Source organism: Pseudomonas sp. CFSAN084952, from assembly GCF_009648855.1.
Classification (GTDB): domain Bacteria; phylum Pseudomonadota; class Gammaproteobacteria; order Pseudomonadales; family Pseudomonadaceae; genus Aquipseudomonas; species Aquipseudomonas paracarnis.
Genome location: NZ_CP045767.1, coordinates 2,714,181 through 2,730,446, shown reverse-complemented (window position 1 = coordinate 2,730,446; position 16,266 = coordinate 2,714,181). Strand labels below are relative to the sequence as shown.

The following is a 16,266-nucleotide window of genomic DNA, read 5'->3' as shown; positions in this document are numbered from 1 at the left end:
TGATCTCTGTTGTTGATGAAGTATCAGCGATTCAAGGGCGCTACGAAGCGGCTGTCAGCAGCGGTATAGATCCAAGGTTCATCCACATCAGTGACTTTAAAACGTAAGGTTTGAGAGCTGCTGGCCGGTGTGTCCGCCAGCAATGCTACCGACACCGGTATATCGACAATTTCCCCGGCAGCCAGGCTGACCTGGGTCTTGCCTTGCAACTGGAACCCCTCGGCATCCACCAGTTCCAGGCGGTATTCCTGGCGCTGCTGGGTTTTGTTGATCACCTTGAGGCTGTAGATGTTTTCGATCAAACCCAGGCTGTTTTCGCGGAACATGCCACGGTCTTTGGTCACATCCAGCGACACCATCGGCCGTTCAATCAGGGCCACCACCAGTGCCGCGAGCATCACCACCAGCACGGCACTGTAGCCGATCAGGCGTGGCCGCAGCAGATGAGTCTTGCCACCCTGCAATTGGTGCTCACTGGTATAACTGACCAAGCCACGGGCATAGCCCATTTTGTCCATGATCGAATCGCAGGCGTCGATGCAGGCTGCGCAGCCGATGCATTCCATCTGCAGGCCGTCGCGGATATCGATGCCCGTGGGGCATACCTGCACGCATAGCTGGCAATCGATGCAGTCACCGAGGCCAACCTGCGCTGGCGGCACGTCACGTTTACGCGGGCCACGGTGCTCGCCGCGGGCGACGTCGTAGGAAATAGTCAGGGTGTCTTTATCAAACATCACGCTCTGGAAGCGTGCATAGGGGCACATATGCATGCATACGGCTTCGCGTAGCCAGCCGGCATTGATGTAAGTGGCCCCCGTGAAAAACAATACCCAAAACAGGCTCACACCGCCCATCTGCCACGTCAGCAGTTCGGCGGCCAAGGGGCGGATGGGGGTGAAGTAGCCCACAAACGTCAGCCCGGTCAACACACTGATACCCAGCCACAACGTATGTTTGGCCGAGCGCCGTGCCAGCTTATTCAGGCTCCAGGGTGCCGCCTGCAGTTTGATACGTTGGTTGCGTTCACCCTCGGTCACCTTCTCGCACCACATGAACAGCCAGGTAAACGAGCTTTGCGGGCAGGTGTAGCCGCACCAGACGCGGCCGGCAAACACCGTGATCGCGAAGAGGCCGAAGGCACAGATGATCAACAGCGCCGAGAGCAGGATGAAATCCTGGGGCCAGAATGTCGCACCAAAGATATGGAACTTGCTCTCGGCCAAGTCCCACAGTACGGCTTGGCGTCCACCCCAGTTCAGCCACACAGTGCCAAAAAAAGCCAGAAACAGCAGGCCGGCACCGCCCACGCGCAAGGTGCGGAACACACCGGTAAAACTGCGGGTATGGATCAGGTTGTCGCTGGATTTGGCCTTCACCTTCTTTGGGTGAATGGGCTCAAAGGTTTCCACGGTTGGGATTCGTTCGCTCATGGTCATTCGCTCATCAGCCTCCATCAGGCGGATGAACTATGGGCGACAGACTGTTTGCATAACAGACTCAGGTGGAAGGATAAAAAGCGGATCAGATAGGCTTGATGCGTTCTTGTGCGTCAATGTGCTGCACCCCGAATCTATAGGGGTGCAGGGATTCAAAGGGTTCGATGATACAGATCAATCAAATCACCGAACCAGGCTCTTGCGCCTTTACATGGTTACGGCCATCCGTGGCCCCTTCAACCGTCAGCGCGTCGGCTTCGGCTTCAGTGATATAGATCCGCTCGCCCGCCAACTCCACATAGGACATGGCTTTGTCATGGTCGGTAAGGATCTTCACGCGGGTGGCTGGCAGGCTTTGTTCCTGGCCGTCCACGTCGAGCGTGAAGTAGCACAAATGGTTTTCGATGCGCAGGGGCATGGCGATCTCCTTTCTATGGGCTCTATCACGTTAGGCGACCCCTATGACAAGGGGTTCCAGGCAACTGACTGGCGGTCTGCGCTGTCCATCCTTTATCTATCCATAATAAAAGGAGCGCATCCATGGACGCCTGGTGGCATCAAGTGTGGCAAACACTGCAAGCCGAATTCGCGGACATCGGCGATGCCCGGCAACTCACCCAAGTGACGGTGCGCCTGCTGATCGCCGCGATCCTGGGCGGCATCCTGGGTTTTGAGCGTGAGCACAAGGGCAAGGCGGCTGGCGTGCGCACCCATATGCTGGTTGCGCTTGGTGCGGCGCTGTTCGTGCTGGTGCCGCAGATGTCCGGCAACCAGGCGGACGCCATGAGCCGTGTGGTTCAGGGGGTGATTGCGGGTATCGGCTTCCTTGGCGCCGGCACCATCCTCAAGGGCAAGGAAGATGAAGAGGGCCAGCATGTGAAGGGCCTGACTACGGCGGCCGGGTTGTGGATGACCGCCGCCATTGGTGTGGCGGCGGGGATGGGGCGTGAATCGACGGCAGTACTCAGTACACTGCTGGCCCTGGCGGTGTTCAGCATCATGCCGAGAATCGTCAGATTGTTGGAAAAGTGATCCTGAGTCATACCGCGGATCAGGTCACGATGTTGCTTTGGCGTACCTCACCAAACACCTTGAGCAAAAAGGGGTCTTTGCCCGGCGCATCGGCGATGACAATTACGCTGGTGTTGGCGCTGGGCGAGTGATGGATCTGCATTTCACCGATTACTTCTGGAAACCGATCGACCGGCCGCAGCGACGTGTTCAGCTGCCGCTGGATGCCGGACAGGTCCAGTTTATCTCCCGATTTGAAATTGCGGACCTCGCTGGGGGCCTCCAGGGTAGATTCACTGGTGGCGTTGAAACTGTAGGTTGCAGCGCGAGTGTCGGCAGGCGATGAGTCCTGCGTTTCAGGCGCCGCCGATTGGTCGAGCTTTTCGTCGCTCAGGGACGAAGCTGCATCCGTGAGGGCTTTGGACTTGGTCTCCATTGCAGAAAAATTTTTGCTCAGAGCACCCAGTTCTTCGAGCCAATTTTTGTGATGGTCAACGGTGTTCCAGATGTCGCCGTCGAACGCGGCGGTAATGATTTCCAGAAGTTTGAGCCTCATTTTATCGGCCGCTTCATTGATCACCTGGTGCTTGGCAGACTCCAGGTTTGAATCAATATTTTTTTTGTCGAGCTTGTCCCGGATCTCTCGAAGTGTTTCGCGGTTTTTTTTCGCGTTGGCGCCCCTCGACATTAATTTGACATTCTCTGGGGTCAATGTGGTGTTGAACTGCTCAGTGATTGCGCGAGATTTCGGCGAGCTTGGATTGCGTTGTATCTCCTTGATGGTGTCTGGGGTCAATGCCGTATTCAGGTCGTCCAACTTATTCTTCGCCTCTACCTCCGACATAGAAGGTGAGGTGTTGGACTTCGTCGTTGGCGACAGGGGGGTATGGGGTGAGCGGTCAGGCGCCTTAGGGGAGGAGGACCAGTTCGGGCCGGCCTTGAGCAACGTATTTATTCGCTCGGGCGTCAGCGCCTGTTGATTGGAGACGGGATTGGAGGATGTGGGTGTTGTGACTGGAGCAGTGGGCGTTGATGGGGAGGCGATAGTCGACATGGGTCTACTCGTGATAAATGGGCTAAAGGCCAAGTGAAAAAAAGGCTGAGCATTCACGCGAGATCAATATAAAAAGGAACAGTAAAACGAACATTCAGCCTTGACGTGGAACTTCGTAGGACTCCTCGTTTTTTTGTGTGCTCGAACACCAGGACGTCTAGGTGTTCGAGCAGGCCGTGTTCTTGCTCTGATGATTTAGACGATCACCGGAGGCAGGGTCGTCGGCGGCTCTTGCACGGGCGGTGGGTCGTTTTCCGGCGGCTCTCTCTCTGGAATGGGCGCCGGTTCACTGGGCGGCGTCGGTAGTGGCGGAGTGTCGATATTCGGATCTTCAGGTTCAGGTGGTATCGGGATATTCATCGGTGTGGCCTCCTTTGTGCTTTGCTCTAGCGGTGGACCGCTGCCTGGGGCAATTGATTCCCTGCCCAGCGGCGGCATATCCACCTGAACTTTTGCGGCGCGCCCAGGCTCGGACCTTATACGGCCACGCTCAGGGAAAGCGTCGCCGCCTTTGAATTCGGATCAAGCCAAGAGCGTCCACAGGGCGTAAGGGGAAGATGCTCGATGATTGCTGAAACACTGGCTCCAGAAGGCTCGATACTGCCGCTGTCGCAAGCGCTGTTGTTACCCAGGATCGCTATCGAAAGCACCATGCCGGTGATCGACAATGGTGAGTTCGCCGTCAAGGCTGTGGTCGGCCAGCGTGTCAATGTCACCAGCAAAGTGTTCGCTGATGGTCACGACAAGCTGGCGGTGCTGATCCGCTGGCGCGTGCTGGAGGAAGAAAGCTGGCACAGCGTGGTCATGACCGATGTCGGCAACGATGGCTGGGAAGGCGCGTTCACCGTCGCCCAACTCGGGCCGCATGAATACTGCATCGAGGCATGGATCGATACCTTCGCCAGCTTCTGCTATGAATTGCGCAAGAAACATGAGGCCGGGGTGCCGGTCAGCCTTGAATTGCAGGAAGGCCGCAGCCTGGTGTTGCAGGCTGCCGAGCGCAGTGACAACGAATTGCGCGACCGTTTGATGGTGTTGCACCACGAACTGTCGGGCCTGCTGGAAACCGAGCAGGTGGCGTTGTTCCTGCACGAAGACAGTGCACACCTGATGACCCAGGCCGATCATCGCGCGTATCTGAGCGTCAGCCCCGCCTACCCAATTGACGTAGAGCGTGAGGCGGCGCAGTTCGCCAGTTGGTATGAGCTGTTTCCCCGCTCGATCACCGATGATCCGGCCCGCCACGGTACATTCAACGACGTGCACTCGCGCTTGTCGATGATCCACGACATGGGTTTTGACGTGCTGTACTTCCCGCCGATCCATCCTATCGGCCGCAGCCACCGCAAGGGCAAGAACAACTCACTCACCGCAGGCCCCGATGATCCGGGCAGTCCGTATGCCATCGGCAGCGCGGAGGGCGGGCATGAGGCGATTCACCCGCAACTGGGCAGCCGTGAGGATTTCCGTCGCCTGGTCAAGGCCGCTGCCGACCACGGCCTGGAAATTGCCCTGGACTTCGCCATCCAGTGCTCCCAGGACCACCCATGGCTTGAACAGCACCCTGGCTGGTTCAACTGGCGCCCCGACGGCACGATTAAGTACGCCGAGAACCCGCCGAAAAAGTATCAGGACATCGTCAACGTCGATTTCTATGCGGCGGATGCGATTCCGGGCTTATGGACAGAACTGCGCGACATTGTGGTGGGCTGGGTGGAAGAGGGCGTGAAGACCTTTCGCGTCGACAACCCGCACACCAAGCCGCTGCCGTTCTGGCAATGGCTGATCAGCGACGTGCGTGCCAAGTACCCGGAGGTGATCTTCCTCGCCGAAGCTTTCACCACCCCGGCAATGATGGCGCGCCTGGGCAAGGTCGGCTATTCCCAGAGCTATACCTACTTTACGTGGCGCAACACCAAGGCTGAACTGAGCGAGTACCTCACTCAACTGAACCAATCGCCCTGGCGTGAGTGCTACCGCCCGAACTTCTTCGTCAATACGCCGGACATCAACCCGGGTTTCCTGCATGACTCCGGCCGCGCAGGCTTCCTGATCCGCGCTGCGCTGGCCACGATGGGCTCGGGCCTGTGGGGGATGTATTCAGGCTTTGAGCTGTGTGAGTCGGCGCCCGTGCCAGGCAAAGAAGAATACCTCGACTCCGAGAAGTACGAGATCCGCCCCCGCGACTTTACCGCCCCCGGCAACATCATCGCCGAGATCGCCCAGCTCAACCGCATCCGCCGCCAGAACCCGGCGTTGCACACGCACCTGGGGCTCAAGCTCTACAACGCCTGGAACGACAACATCCTGTACTTCGGCAAGCGCAGCGAGGACGGCAGCAATTTCATTCTGGTCGCCGTCAACCTCGACCCGCACAACGCCCAGGAAGCCCACTTTGAATTGCCGCTGTGGGAGATGGGCTTGCCCGACGATGCCCAGACCCAGGGCGAAGACTTGATGAACGGCCATCGCTGGACCTGGTACGGCAAGACCCAATGGACCCGGCTGGAGCCGCAGATGCCGTTCGGGATATGGCGCATCAGCCCCCCCTGAGTGCTCGTTCCCACGCTCTGCGTGGGAACGCCTCACTTCGCTCTGCGTGGGAATGCCTCACTGGACGCTCTGCGTCGCGCTTGGGACGCGGAGCGTCCGGGGCTGCATTCCCACGCGGAGCCTGGGAACGATCCTCGAGAACTTTGTATTTTCAGGAGTTTGCAATGGCCAAGAAACCCAAGGCAGCCACCTTCATCAAAGACCCGCTCTGGTACAAAGACGCGGTGATCTACCAGGTACACGTCAAATCCTATTTCGACTCCAACAACGACGGCATTGGTGACTTTGCCGGGCTGATCGCCAAACTCGACTACATTGCCGACCTGGGCGTGAACACCATCTGGCTGCTGCCGTTCTACCCGTCTCCCCGCCGTGATGACGGCTACGACATTGCCGAATACCGCGGCGTGCACAGCGACTACGGGACGATGGCCGACGCCAAGCGCTTTATTGCCCAAGCCCATCAACGCGGGCTGCGCGTGATCACCGAGCTTGTGATCAACCACACCTCCGACCAGCACCCCTGGTTCCAGCGTGCGCGCAAGGCCAAGCCGGGCTCGGCCGCACGGGACTTCTACGTGTGGTCGGACGATGACCAGAAATACGACGGCACGCGCATTATTTTCCTCGACACCGAAAAGTCCAACTGGACCTGGGACCCGGTGGCCGGCCAGTACTTCTGGCACCGTTTTTACTCGCACCAACCGGACCTCAACTTCGATAACCCGCAGGTCATGAAAGCGGTGCTGTCGGTGATGCGCTATTGGCTCGACCTGGGCATCGACGGCCTGCGCCTGGACGCCATTCCCTATCTGATCGAACGGGACGGCACCAACAACGAAAACCTGGCGGAAACCCACAACGTCCTCAAGCAGATCCGCGCCGAGATCGATGCCCATTATCCCGACCGCATGCTGCTGGCCGAAGCCAACCAATGGCCGGAAGACACGCAGCTGTACTTTGGGGATAGAAAGGGTGATGACGGCGATGAATGCCACATGGCCTTTCACTTTCCACTGATGCCGCGCATGTACATGGCGTTGGCCCAGGAAGATCGCTTCCCCATTACCGACATTCTGCGCCAGACCCCGGAGATTCCCGCCAACTGCCAGTGGGCAATTTTCCTGCGCAACCATGATGAGCTGACCCTGGAAATGGTCACCGACAAAGAGCGCGACTACCTGTGGAACTACTACGCCGCAGACCGCCGCGCCCGCATCAACCTGGGCATTCGGCGACGCCTGGCGCCGCTGGTGGAGCGCGATCGTCGGCGGGTGGAATTGCTCAACAGCCTGTTGCTGTCGATGCCGGGCACGCCGACCCTGTACTACGGCGATGAAATCGGCATGGGCGACAACATCTACCTGGGCGACCGTGACGGCGTGCGCACGCCCATGCAATGGTCCATCGACCGCAATGGCGGGTTTTCCCGTGCCGACCCGGCCAGTCTGGTGTTGCCGCCGATCATGGACCCGCAATACGGCTACCAGTCGGTCAACGTCGAGACCCAGGCCCAGGACCCGCATTCATTGCTCAACTGGACCCGGCGCATGCTCGCAGTGCGCAAGCAGTCCAAGGCGTTTGGTCGTGGCAGCTTGAAAATGCTCTCGCCGACTAACCGGCGCATCCTGGCTTACACCCGTGAGTACACCGGTGAAGACGGCCACACTGAGATCATCCTGTGCGTGGCCAACGTGTCGCGCAGCGCCCAGGCGGCGGAGCTGGACCTGTCGGCCTTTGCCGGCATGGTGCCGGTGGAGATGCTTGGCGGTAATGCCTTCCCGCCAATCGGCCAGCTGAATTTCCTGCTGACCCTGGCGCCCTATGGTTTCTATTGGTTCGTGCTGGCAGCGGAAAACCAGATGCCCAGCTGGCATGTGGAACCGGCGCAAAGCATGCCCGACTTCACCACTTTGGTACTGAAAAAACGCATGGAAGAGCTACTCGAAGAACCTTGCCGCACCAGCCTGGAACATACGTCACTGCCCGCCTGGCTGCCCAAGCGGCGCTGGTTTGCCGGCAAAGATACGGCAATCGACACGGTGCACATCGCATATGGCGTGCGTTTTGGCGACCCGCAGCATCCGGTGTTGCTCAGTGAGATCGAAGTGACCAGTGCCGGCCAGGTCAGCCGCTACCAACTGCCCTTGGGCTTCCTTGGCGAAGACCAGTTCACCAGCGCCTTGCCCCAGCAATTGGCGTTGGCCCGAGTGCGACGCACCCGCCAGGTAGGTTTGGTGACCGATGCCTTCAGCCTTGAGCATTTTATCCTTGAGGTGATCCAGGCCATGCAGGCCGGCACCGTGCTCAATACCCCTGACGGCGATCTGCGATTCGAGGCCACTCATCACTTGGCCGCATTGCAACTGACCCGTGAATCGCCGGTGCGTTACTTGTCCGCCGAGCAGTCCAACAGCTCGGTGGTGGTCGGTGAGAGTCTGGTGCTCAAGCTGATTCGCAAAGTCAGCGCCGGCGTGCACCCGGAGCTGGAAATGAGTGCGTACCTGACCGCCGCTGGCTACCCGAACATCTCGCCGCTGCTGGGCTTTATGAGCCGCCAGGACGGGCAGGGACAGGACAACTTGCTGATGATTGCCCAGGGTTACTTGAGCAATCAGGGCGATGCCTGGAGCTGGACCCAGAACAACCTGGAGCGGGCGATCCGCGATGAGCTGGCCGACGCGATCTCTGAACAGGAACAGCATTACAACGCCCTCGGGGAACTGGCAGATTTTGCCGGTTTGCTCGGTCAGCGCCTGGGTGAAATGCACCTGGTGCTGGGTGCGCCAACGGCCGACAAGGCCTTCAAACCCGAACCCACCACAATCAAAGACACCCAAGCCTGGGCCAAGGATGTCGGCGCCCAGATCGACCGTGCCTTGCAGTTGCTCAAGCTTAATCAAAGCCAGTTGAACCCCGCCGACCAGGCGTTGGTCAGTGAATTACTGGCGCAGAAAAAAGCCATCGCGGCGCATGTCCAGGCGTTGGCCAAAGCCACGGCGGGCGGATTGCGCATTCGCGTCCACGGTGACTTGCACCTGGGCCAGGTATTGGTGGTCAAGGGCGATGCCTACTTGATCGACTTCGAGGGCGAACCGGCGCGACCGCTGCATGAGCGGCGCGGCAAACACAGCCCTTATAAAGATGTGAGCGGTGTGCTGCGTTCCTTTGATTATGCCGCGGCCATGGCGCTGAATGTACAAGGGGTGGATCACACGCCAGAAGCGAACGCTGCGCGCAAACGCGTGACCGACCGCTACCTGAATGAAGCCCGCGTAGCATTTACCCAGGCTTACCAGGCCGCTGCGTCTACACTGGCGCATGACTGGCAGGATGCCAACGGCCAAGACGCAGCGCTGACCTTGTTCAGCTTGGAAAAGGCCGCGTACGAAGTGGCCTACGAAGCAGAAAACCGCCCGACCTGGCTGCCGGTGCCCCTGCAAGGGCTGCACGGCTTGTTGAGCGGGCTGACACCTATATCTAAACCTGGACGCGGTGGGGAGACGTCATGAGTTTTACACAGAGAGAACCGCTGCAGCCCAAGTTGACTGCATTGCCGGCGTCCAAGGACGTCGATGCGCTGGTGCGCGCCGAGCACCCCGACCCCTTTTCGATCCTGGGGCCCCATGATGACGAGCAGGGCGGCCAGTTTATCCGTGCGTTCCTGCCCGAGGCCCTGAGTGTCCAGGTACTGGCGCGTGACACAGGTGAGCCGTTTGGCAGACTCGATGCCACCCAGGTGCCAGGCCTGTTTATTGGGCACTTCAGCACTCGCCAGCCCTACCTGCTGAAAATCCAGTGGGCCGGCGGTGAGCAGATCACCGAAGACCCCTACAGCTTCAGCCAATTGCTGCTGGGGGAAATGGACCTGTACCTGTTTGCCGAAGGCAATCACCGTGACCTGGGCAACTGCCTGGGGGCTCAGGTGGTCAGCGTCGATGGCGTGCAAGGCGTGCGCTTTGCCGTGTGGGCGCCGAACGCCCGGCGGGTTTCGGTGGTGGGCGACTTCAATATCTGGGACGGGCGCCGCCACCCGATGCGCCTGCGTCATCCATCGGGGGTGTGGGAAATCTTTATCCCGCGCCTGCAACCGGGCGCGGCCTACAAGTATGAAATTCTCGGTGCCCACGGCATTCTGCCGCTCAAGGCCGACCCTGTGGCGCTGGCCACCCAACTACCGCCGGACACCGCCTCGAAGGTCGCCGCACCTTTGCAGGTGGATTGGCAGGACCACGAGTGGATGCAATCGCGGGGAGACAAGCAGAAAGCCACCGCGCCGTTGTCGATCTACGAGCTGCATGTGGGGTCCTGGCAGTGCGAGCTGGACGAGGCCGGTGAAGTGGCTCGGCAATATGGCTGGCGCGAATTGGCCGAGCGGCTGATTCCTTACGTTCAACAATTGGGCTTCACCCATATCGAACTGATGCCGATCATGGAGCACCCCTTTGGTGGCTCGTGGGGTTATCAAGCGTTATCCCAGTTTGCCCCCAGCGCGCGCTTTGGCTCGCCGGAAGACTTCGCCTGGTTCGTCAATGCCTGCCATCAGGCCGATATCGGCGTGATCCTTGATTGGGTGCCAGCGCATTTCCCCACCGATACCCACGGCCTGGCGCAATTTGACGGTACCGCGCTGTACGAATACGCCAACCCGCTGGAAGGTTTTCACCAGGACTGGGACACGCTGATCTACAACCTGGGCCGCACCGAGGTCCACGGTTTCATGCTCGCGTCGGCCTTGCACTGGCTCAAGCATTTCCACGTGGACGGCCTGCGTGTGGACGCAGTGGCCTCCATGCTGTATCGCGATTATTCGCGCAAGGCCGGTGAATGGGTGCCCAACCGTCATGGCGGCCGCGAGAACCTGGAAGCCATCGATTTCTTGCGGCACCTGAACGACGTGGTTGCCCTTGAAGCGCCGGGCGCGTTGGTAATTGCCGAGGAGTCCACGGCCTGGCCCGGCGTCAGCCAGCCGACCCAACAGGGAGGCCTGGGCTTCAACTACAAATGGAACATGGGCTGGATGCACGACTCCCTGCATTACATCCAGCAAGACCCGGTGTACCGCGCCCATCATCACAACGAGCTGAGTTTCGGGCTGGTGTACGCCTGGTCGGAGCGCTTTATCCTGCCGATTTCCCATGATGAGGTGGTGCACGGCAAGCACTCGCTGATCGACAAGATGCCCGGCGACCGCTGGCAGAAATTTGCCAACCTGCGCGCCTACCTCAGTTTCATGTGGATGCACCCCGGCAAGAAGCTGCTGTTCATGGGCTGCGAATTTGGCCAATGGCGCGAGTGGAACCACGACCAGCAACTGGATTGGTATTTGCTGCAATACCCCGAGCACCGTGGGGTGCAGAAGCTGGTTGGCGACCTGAACCGCCTGTACCGCGAAGAACCGGCGTTGCACGAACAGGACGATGCGCCCCAGGGCTTCCAATGGCTGATCGGTGATGACGCGATCAACAGCGTCTACGCCTGGCTGCGCTGGAGCAAGGGTGGCAAGCCGGTGTTGGTGGTTGCCAACTTCACCCCGGTGCCCCGTGAAGGCTACGCAGTCGGTGTGCCGTTTGGTGGGCGTTGGAGTGAGGTGATCAACAGTGATGCCGATACCTACGCCGGCTCCAATTACGGGAATGGCGGAGCCGTGTTTACCCAGGATGAGCCGCGCCATGGGCAACCGGTGTCGTTGTCGTTGAACCTGCCGCCCCTGGGCGTGCTGATTTTGCGACCTCAAGAGCCTGAAACGCTCTAGCGCGGCGTATGCCGCTGTTCGGCTTGCTGGCAAGGTGCCACAATGGCGCCTTTGCCGTCGCCGGTCAAACAGGCCAACCCCATGAATAACCTTGGGCAAGATCAGGGTCACCTCATCGAAGAGCAGGTGCGAACCGACCGTTTGCACCAGCTGTTTCGTCAATCATTCTCGGCGATCTTCGGCAGCTACCTGGGCGCCGTCATGCTCTGCTGGCTGTGCTGGGATCGGTTCGATCATCAGGTTATCCTGGTGTGGTTGGTACTGTTGGCGGGCTCGTCATTGGTGCGCCTGCATCTGTTCGTGCAATGGTTTCGCTGCCCTGACGCGGCGCGCACGCCCGCCCGTTGGGAACGCCGCTACTGGGTCACGCTGATGCTGTCGGCGGGTATCTGGGGCGGCGGGGCGCTGGCGGTGATGCCGGTCGATGACCGCTTATCCCAGGTGCTGGTGATGCTGTTTACCGTGGGCATGTCGGTCAGCGCGGTGTCCTGTTATTCAGCCTATCGCTACATGACGCTGGGCTCGATGGCGCTGGTGTTGCTTCCCTGTACGGTATGGATGCTGTTTCAGCCTTCGCCGATGCAGGTCGGCGTGGCGTTGGCGGTGCTGGTGTTTGCTTCGTTTGTGGCCGGTGCCACGCGCAAACTCTCCGATGCCCTGGAAAAAGCCTTTCGCCTGACGAGGCAAATGGAACGCGCTCATCATATTTCCACCCGCGCCGCTCAGACCGATGAACTGACCGGGCTGATGAACCGTCGGGCGTTCTACGAACAGGCTCAGTTGCTGTATGCCCAGTGCCTTCGCGAGCAGCAGCCGTTGTGTGCATTGATGATGGACATGGACCACTTCAAAGCCATCAATGACACCTACGGCCACCAGGCCGGCGACCAGGTGTTGCGTCAGATTGGCGCGGTGATCAGCGCGTCCTTTCGCCAGACCGATATCTACGGTCGCCTGGGGGGCGAGGAGTTTGCAGTGCTGCTGCCCAATACCTCATTGGAGACCGCACGCAGCATTGCCGAGCAGTTGCTCCAGACGATTTATCACTTGCCCGCCGACCCGGTACAAGGGGTGAGCGCAAGCTTGGGCGTGGCATCGACCCACGCTCAGCCTCTGGATTTGAACGGCTTGATGAACAGCGCCGACAAGGCCCTGTACCAGGCCAAGGCATCGGGCCGCAATCAGGTGGCGGTTGTCGACTGATCCTTGCTCATCGCCTTTGCCAGCACTCGCGCAACCTGGTCGGCGGAGTAGGGCTTGGCGAGGAACTCAAAGCCTTCATAGCCGCTGTCCGCCAGTTCCTCGCTGTAGCCGGAGACGAGTACCACGGGCAGGTCCGGGCGGCGCTGGCGCAGTAGCTTGGCCATGGCCACGCCGGTCATGCCGGGCATCACCACGTCGGAGAAAATCGCATCGAACCCCTGGACGTCTGTGCCGGCGAGGTTCAGCGCCTGTTCGGCATTGGTCGCCCACGTGGTCTGGTAACCCAGGTCCTTGAGGATCTGGCTGGCGAAGCGTCCTACCTCAAGGTTGTCCTCGACGATCAGCACGTGCTGATGAGCAGCCTCTTGCGGCGCTGGCAAGTCTGTATGCGGGTCTTGATCCGGCGCCGCTTCGCCTTCGACCTGCGGCAGGTACAAGGTAAACACCGTACCCTGGCCAAGGGTGCTGGCCACATCGATATTGCCGCCTGACTGCTTGGCAAAGCCGAATACCTGCGACAGGCCAAGGCCCGTGCCTTTGCCCACGGCCTTGGTGGTGAAGAACGGCTCGAAGATGCGCTCGAAGGTATCGCTGGGAATCCCGGTGCCGGTATCGGCCAGAGAAATGGCGATGTAGGGCATGCACGACTCGGCATCCCCGCGAATACGTGGCAGCGTTTGCTCGCTGGCGACTTTGAGGGTCAGGGTACCCTGGCCGTCCATCGCATCGCGGGCGTTGAGGGCGATGTTGATCAGCGCGGTTTCGAACTGGCTTGGGTCGATGCGTGCATAGCAGGGCCGATCGGGCAATTGCACCTGCACATGAATGCGTGCGCCGGTGACGCTTTCGAGCATCTCGCCGATGTTCTGCACGCGCTGGCCGACATCGAACACCTGCGGGTTCAATGGTTGGCGACGGGCAAAAGCGAGCAGTTGGCTGGTGAGCTTGCTGGCCCGCTCCACCGTGTCGGATACCGCGCACATATAACGTTGCCGACGCTCTTCGGACAGGCCCGGTTGGCGCAGGAAATCCACGGATGAGCGGATAATGGTCAGCAGGTTATTGAAGTCATGGGCGACGCCACCGGTCAGTTGGCCGATGGCCTCAAGTTTTTGTGACTGGCGCAGTGCAGCTTCGGCTTCGGCCAGCGCACGGGTACGCTCATTCACGCGCTGCTCCAGGCTGGCATTGAGTTCCGCATAGGCGGCCAGGCCCTTACGCACGGCGGCGTCGGCACGCACGCGCTCGATATGCGCCCATGAACGTTCGGTGACTTCGCCCAACAGCGCGATGTCGTAGGACGACCAAAAACGCGGCACTTTGTCGTGTACGGCCATCAGTGCGGTGAGCCGCCCGTCTTTGATCAAGGGCATGCAAATGGTGGCCGTCACACCGAGTGCCTGGAAGCTCGCGGCGTCATGGGGCGGCAGCTCGATCAGATTATTGCGTATCACCAGTGGCTCGCCGGCACGCAGGCAGTTGACCGCGCATTCGCCAAACGCCGCCAGGCTGTAATGGCCGATGATGCTCGGCGAGCCTTGCGCCGACCAGTCGCCTCGAATGGTAAAGCCATCTTCATCCTCGTCCATGTCGGCGTAGGCACAGATGGACACCTGCAGATGTTCGGCCAGCAGGCGAGTCGTAGACGTCAGGATGGTTTCGGCGTCGGTAGCGTTGGTCACGCTATTGCTAATGGCGTCCAGCACTTCAAGACGACGGGCGAGGAACACCGTGGCAGTGGTTTCGGTCACCGTGTCGAGCAAACCGACCACTACACCTTGGGCATTGCGAATCGGGCTGTAGCAGAAGGTGAAATAGGCTTGTTCCGGCGCTTCGTTGCGTTGGATCAACAGCGGGAAGTTTTCGATATAGGTGGCGTGCCCATCGAACGCGGCGTCGGCGATAGGGCTGATATCGTCCCACACCTCGTGCCAGATCTCGTTGAACGGGCGGCCCAAGGCGTCGGGTTTGCTACCCAGGATCGGCGTGAACGCGTCGTTGTAGAGGGTAATCAACTGAGGCCCCCAGACGATGGCCTGGGGGAAACTCGACGCGAAGCACAGCGCAACGGTTGTCTTCAACACATCGGGCCAGTGTTCAAGTGGCCCCAGGGGCGTACTGGCCCAATCGTGCTGACGAACCCGCTCTGCCATTTCGCTGCTGCCTTGCAGCCAATTCATCATGGGGTTCACACCTTGCCTGCTACGTACTGTTTAGCTTTGAAGAGTCATACCGACTAGCAACAGACCGGAATGACCGCATTCAGTTCAGCGCGATTATCTCCCTGATAGCACTTTGATTTCACTGTCTATTTGCACGCCGTCATTATTGGCCGGTTGGGCCGGCGCCCAACCTTATTGCGTGCCGAATAAGCCCGTCCAATAGATGCCCGCGTCACTCTTGGGGTCCATGGCGTAGGCAGCACCCAATTCGCGAAACTGCGGGTTCATCAGGTTGGCGCAGTGGCCGGGGCTGGCGAGCCAACCGTCGACGACCTTGCGCGGCGTGTCGAGGCCGGCGGCGATGTTTTCGCCGATATTCTTCGCGATATACCCCGCCAACTCGGCGCGGTCACCCGGCGTGCGGCCGTCGGGGTCCAGGTGGTCGAAGAAATTGCCGTTGGCCATGTTGCGGGTATGGCTGTTGGCTGCGCCGGCCAGGGTGTCGTTCCACGACAGGGGCGCCGTGGCGGTGAACGCCTGGGTGCCACACTGGCGCGGCTCGGCACGGGCGGTGTTGATCAGGTCGAGCAGTTTTCTGCCTTCGGTCTGCCAATCGCCCAGGCCGCTGGTCACCAACGGGCGAGCCAGCACGATGCGCCAGTCCTGGCCGCTGTTGCTGACGCCGATGTCGACAAATTGCGGGTCGAGCACTACGCGGCAAAAGCTTTCGCGCACCGCTTTCATCGCGGCCTCGGCATCCTTGGGCCCGGACAGGCTGATGGCCTGCACATTCACCATCGGGTAGGCAGCGCGCGCCAGCGACTGCTGCAAATCGCCGACATTGGAGGCCGGCAACACCAGCCGCGTGTCGCTGGTCAGCGGCGGAAGCTCCTGGGAACCCTGGTCACCGCAGCGTTGCACCTGGCTGCGGTATTGGTTGATCTGTTGGACTAACTGACTTTCTTCATTCGCCATCGCGCTGGCGCAGAACACCGTAGTGGCGGCCAGCGTCGTAAGACCCATCATCAATGACAGAACGCGCATGGACGTTACCCTTGAGCTTGAAAGTGCCCATGATGCGCGATCCAG

General features: G+C 60.1%; 11 protein-coding genes. 5 read left to right on the top strand and 6 right to left on the bottom strand.

All coding sequences use genetic code 11. The annotated features are described in order from the left end of the window. Positions 1–23: 23 nt before the first annotated feature. Entirely contained in the window at positions 24–1,433 is a 1,410-nt protein-coding gene (gene ccoG, locus GH769_RS12205) for a cytochrome c oxidase accessory protein CcoG (protein ID WP_153649768.1), read from the bottom strand. Between the two features lie 184 nt (positions 1,434–1,617). Next, complete coding sequence (locus GH769_RS12200; protein ID WP_032901622.1) at positions 1,618–1,857, bottom strand: DUF3203 family protein; 240 nt, start codon at positions 1,855–1,857, stop codon at positions 1,618–1,620. A 122-nt stretch (positions 1,858–1,979) separates the two neighbouring features. On the opposite strand from GH769_RS12200, the gene GH769_RS12195 reads away from it, so the two are divergent. Further along, positions 1,980–2,471, top strand: a complete 492-nt coding sequence (locus GH769_RS12195) for an MgtC/SapB family protein (RefSeq protein WP_014718686.1) — start codon at positions 1,980–1,982, stop codon at positions 2,469–2,471. A gap of 19 nt (positions 2,472–2,490) precedes the next feature. Here GH769_RS12195 and GH769_RS29100 read toward each other — a convergent pair whose 3' ends face one another. Both GH769_RS29100 and GH769_RS28830 read right to left on the bottom strand, forming a co-directional pair. Then, positions 2,491–3,504: a M10 family metallopeptidase C-terminal domain-containing protein gene (locus GH769_RS29100; RefSeq protein WP_239688359.1), complete on the bottom strand. Its 1,014-nt coding sequence runs from the start codon at positions 3,502–3,504 to the stop codon at positions 2,491–2,493. Between the two features lie 195 nt (positions 3,505–3,699). Next, positions 3,700–3,864: a hypothetical protein gene (locus tag GH769_RS28830; protein ID WP_165835081.1), complete on the bottom strand. Its 165-nt coding sequence runs from the start codon at positions 3,862–3,864 to the stop codon at positions 3,700–3,702. A gap of 204 nt (positions 3,865–4,068) precedes the next feature. Here GH769_RS28830 and GH769_RS12185 point away from each other — a divergent pair, with 204 nt between their 5' ends. The 4 genes from GH769_RS12185 to GH769_RS12170 all read left to right on the top strand — a co-directional run bounded on the left by GH769_RS12185 (position 4,069) and on the right by GH769_RS12170 (position 13,015). After that, positions 4,069–6,057, top strand: a complete 1,989-nt coding sequence (locus GH769_RS12185; RefSeq protein ID WP_032901619.1) for an alpha-1,4-glucan--maltose-1-phosphate maltosyltransferase — start codon at positions 4,069–4,071, stop codon at positions 6,055–6,057. Between the two features lie 164 nt (positions 6,058–6,221). Beyond that, the gene (treS, locus tag GH769_RS12180) at positions 6,222–9,569 is read left to right on the top strand and encodes a maltose alpha-D-glucosyltransferase (RefSeq protein ID WP_032901618.1); all 3,348 of its coding nucleotides are present in this window, start codon (positions 6,222–6,224) and stop codon (positions 9,567–9,569) included. After that, entirely contained in the window at positions 9,566–11,812 is a 2,247-nt protein-coding gene (glgB, locus tag GH769_RS12175) for a 1,4-alpha-glucan branching protein GlgB (RefSeq protein ID WP_032901617.1), read from the top strand. Before treS ends, glgB begins: the two co-directional genes overlap by 4 nt. A 42-nt stretch (positions 11,813–11,854) precedes the next feature. Next, a complete protein-coding gene (locus tag GH769_RS12170; protein WP_032901616.1) occupies positions 11,855–13,015 on the top strand; it encodes a diguanylate cyclase in 1,161 nt (386 codons plus the stop codon). On the opposite strand, the gene GH769_RS12165 is transcribed toward GH769_RS12170, so the two are convergent. Both GH769_RS12165 and GH769_RS12160 read right to left on the bottom strand, forming a co-directional pair. Continuing rightward, positions 12,994–15,198, bottom strand: a complete 2,205-nt coding sequence (locus tag GH769_RS12165; protein ID WP_014718681.1) for a GAF domain-containing protein — start codon at positions 15,196–15,198, stop codon at positions 12,994–12,996. The genes GH769_RS12170 and GH769_RS12165 overlap by 22 nt on opposite strands. A 171-nt stretch (positions 15,199–15,369) precedes the next feature. Continuing rightward, complete coding sequence (locus GH769_RS12160) at positions 15,370–16,221, bottom strand: CAP domain-containing protein (protein ID WP_014718680.1); 852 nt, start codon at positions 16,219–16,221, stop codon at positions 15,370–15,372. Positions 16,222–16,266 lie beyond the last annotated feature (45 nt).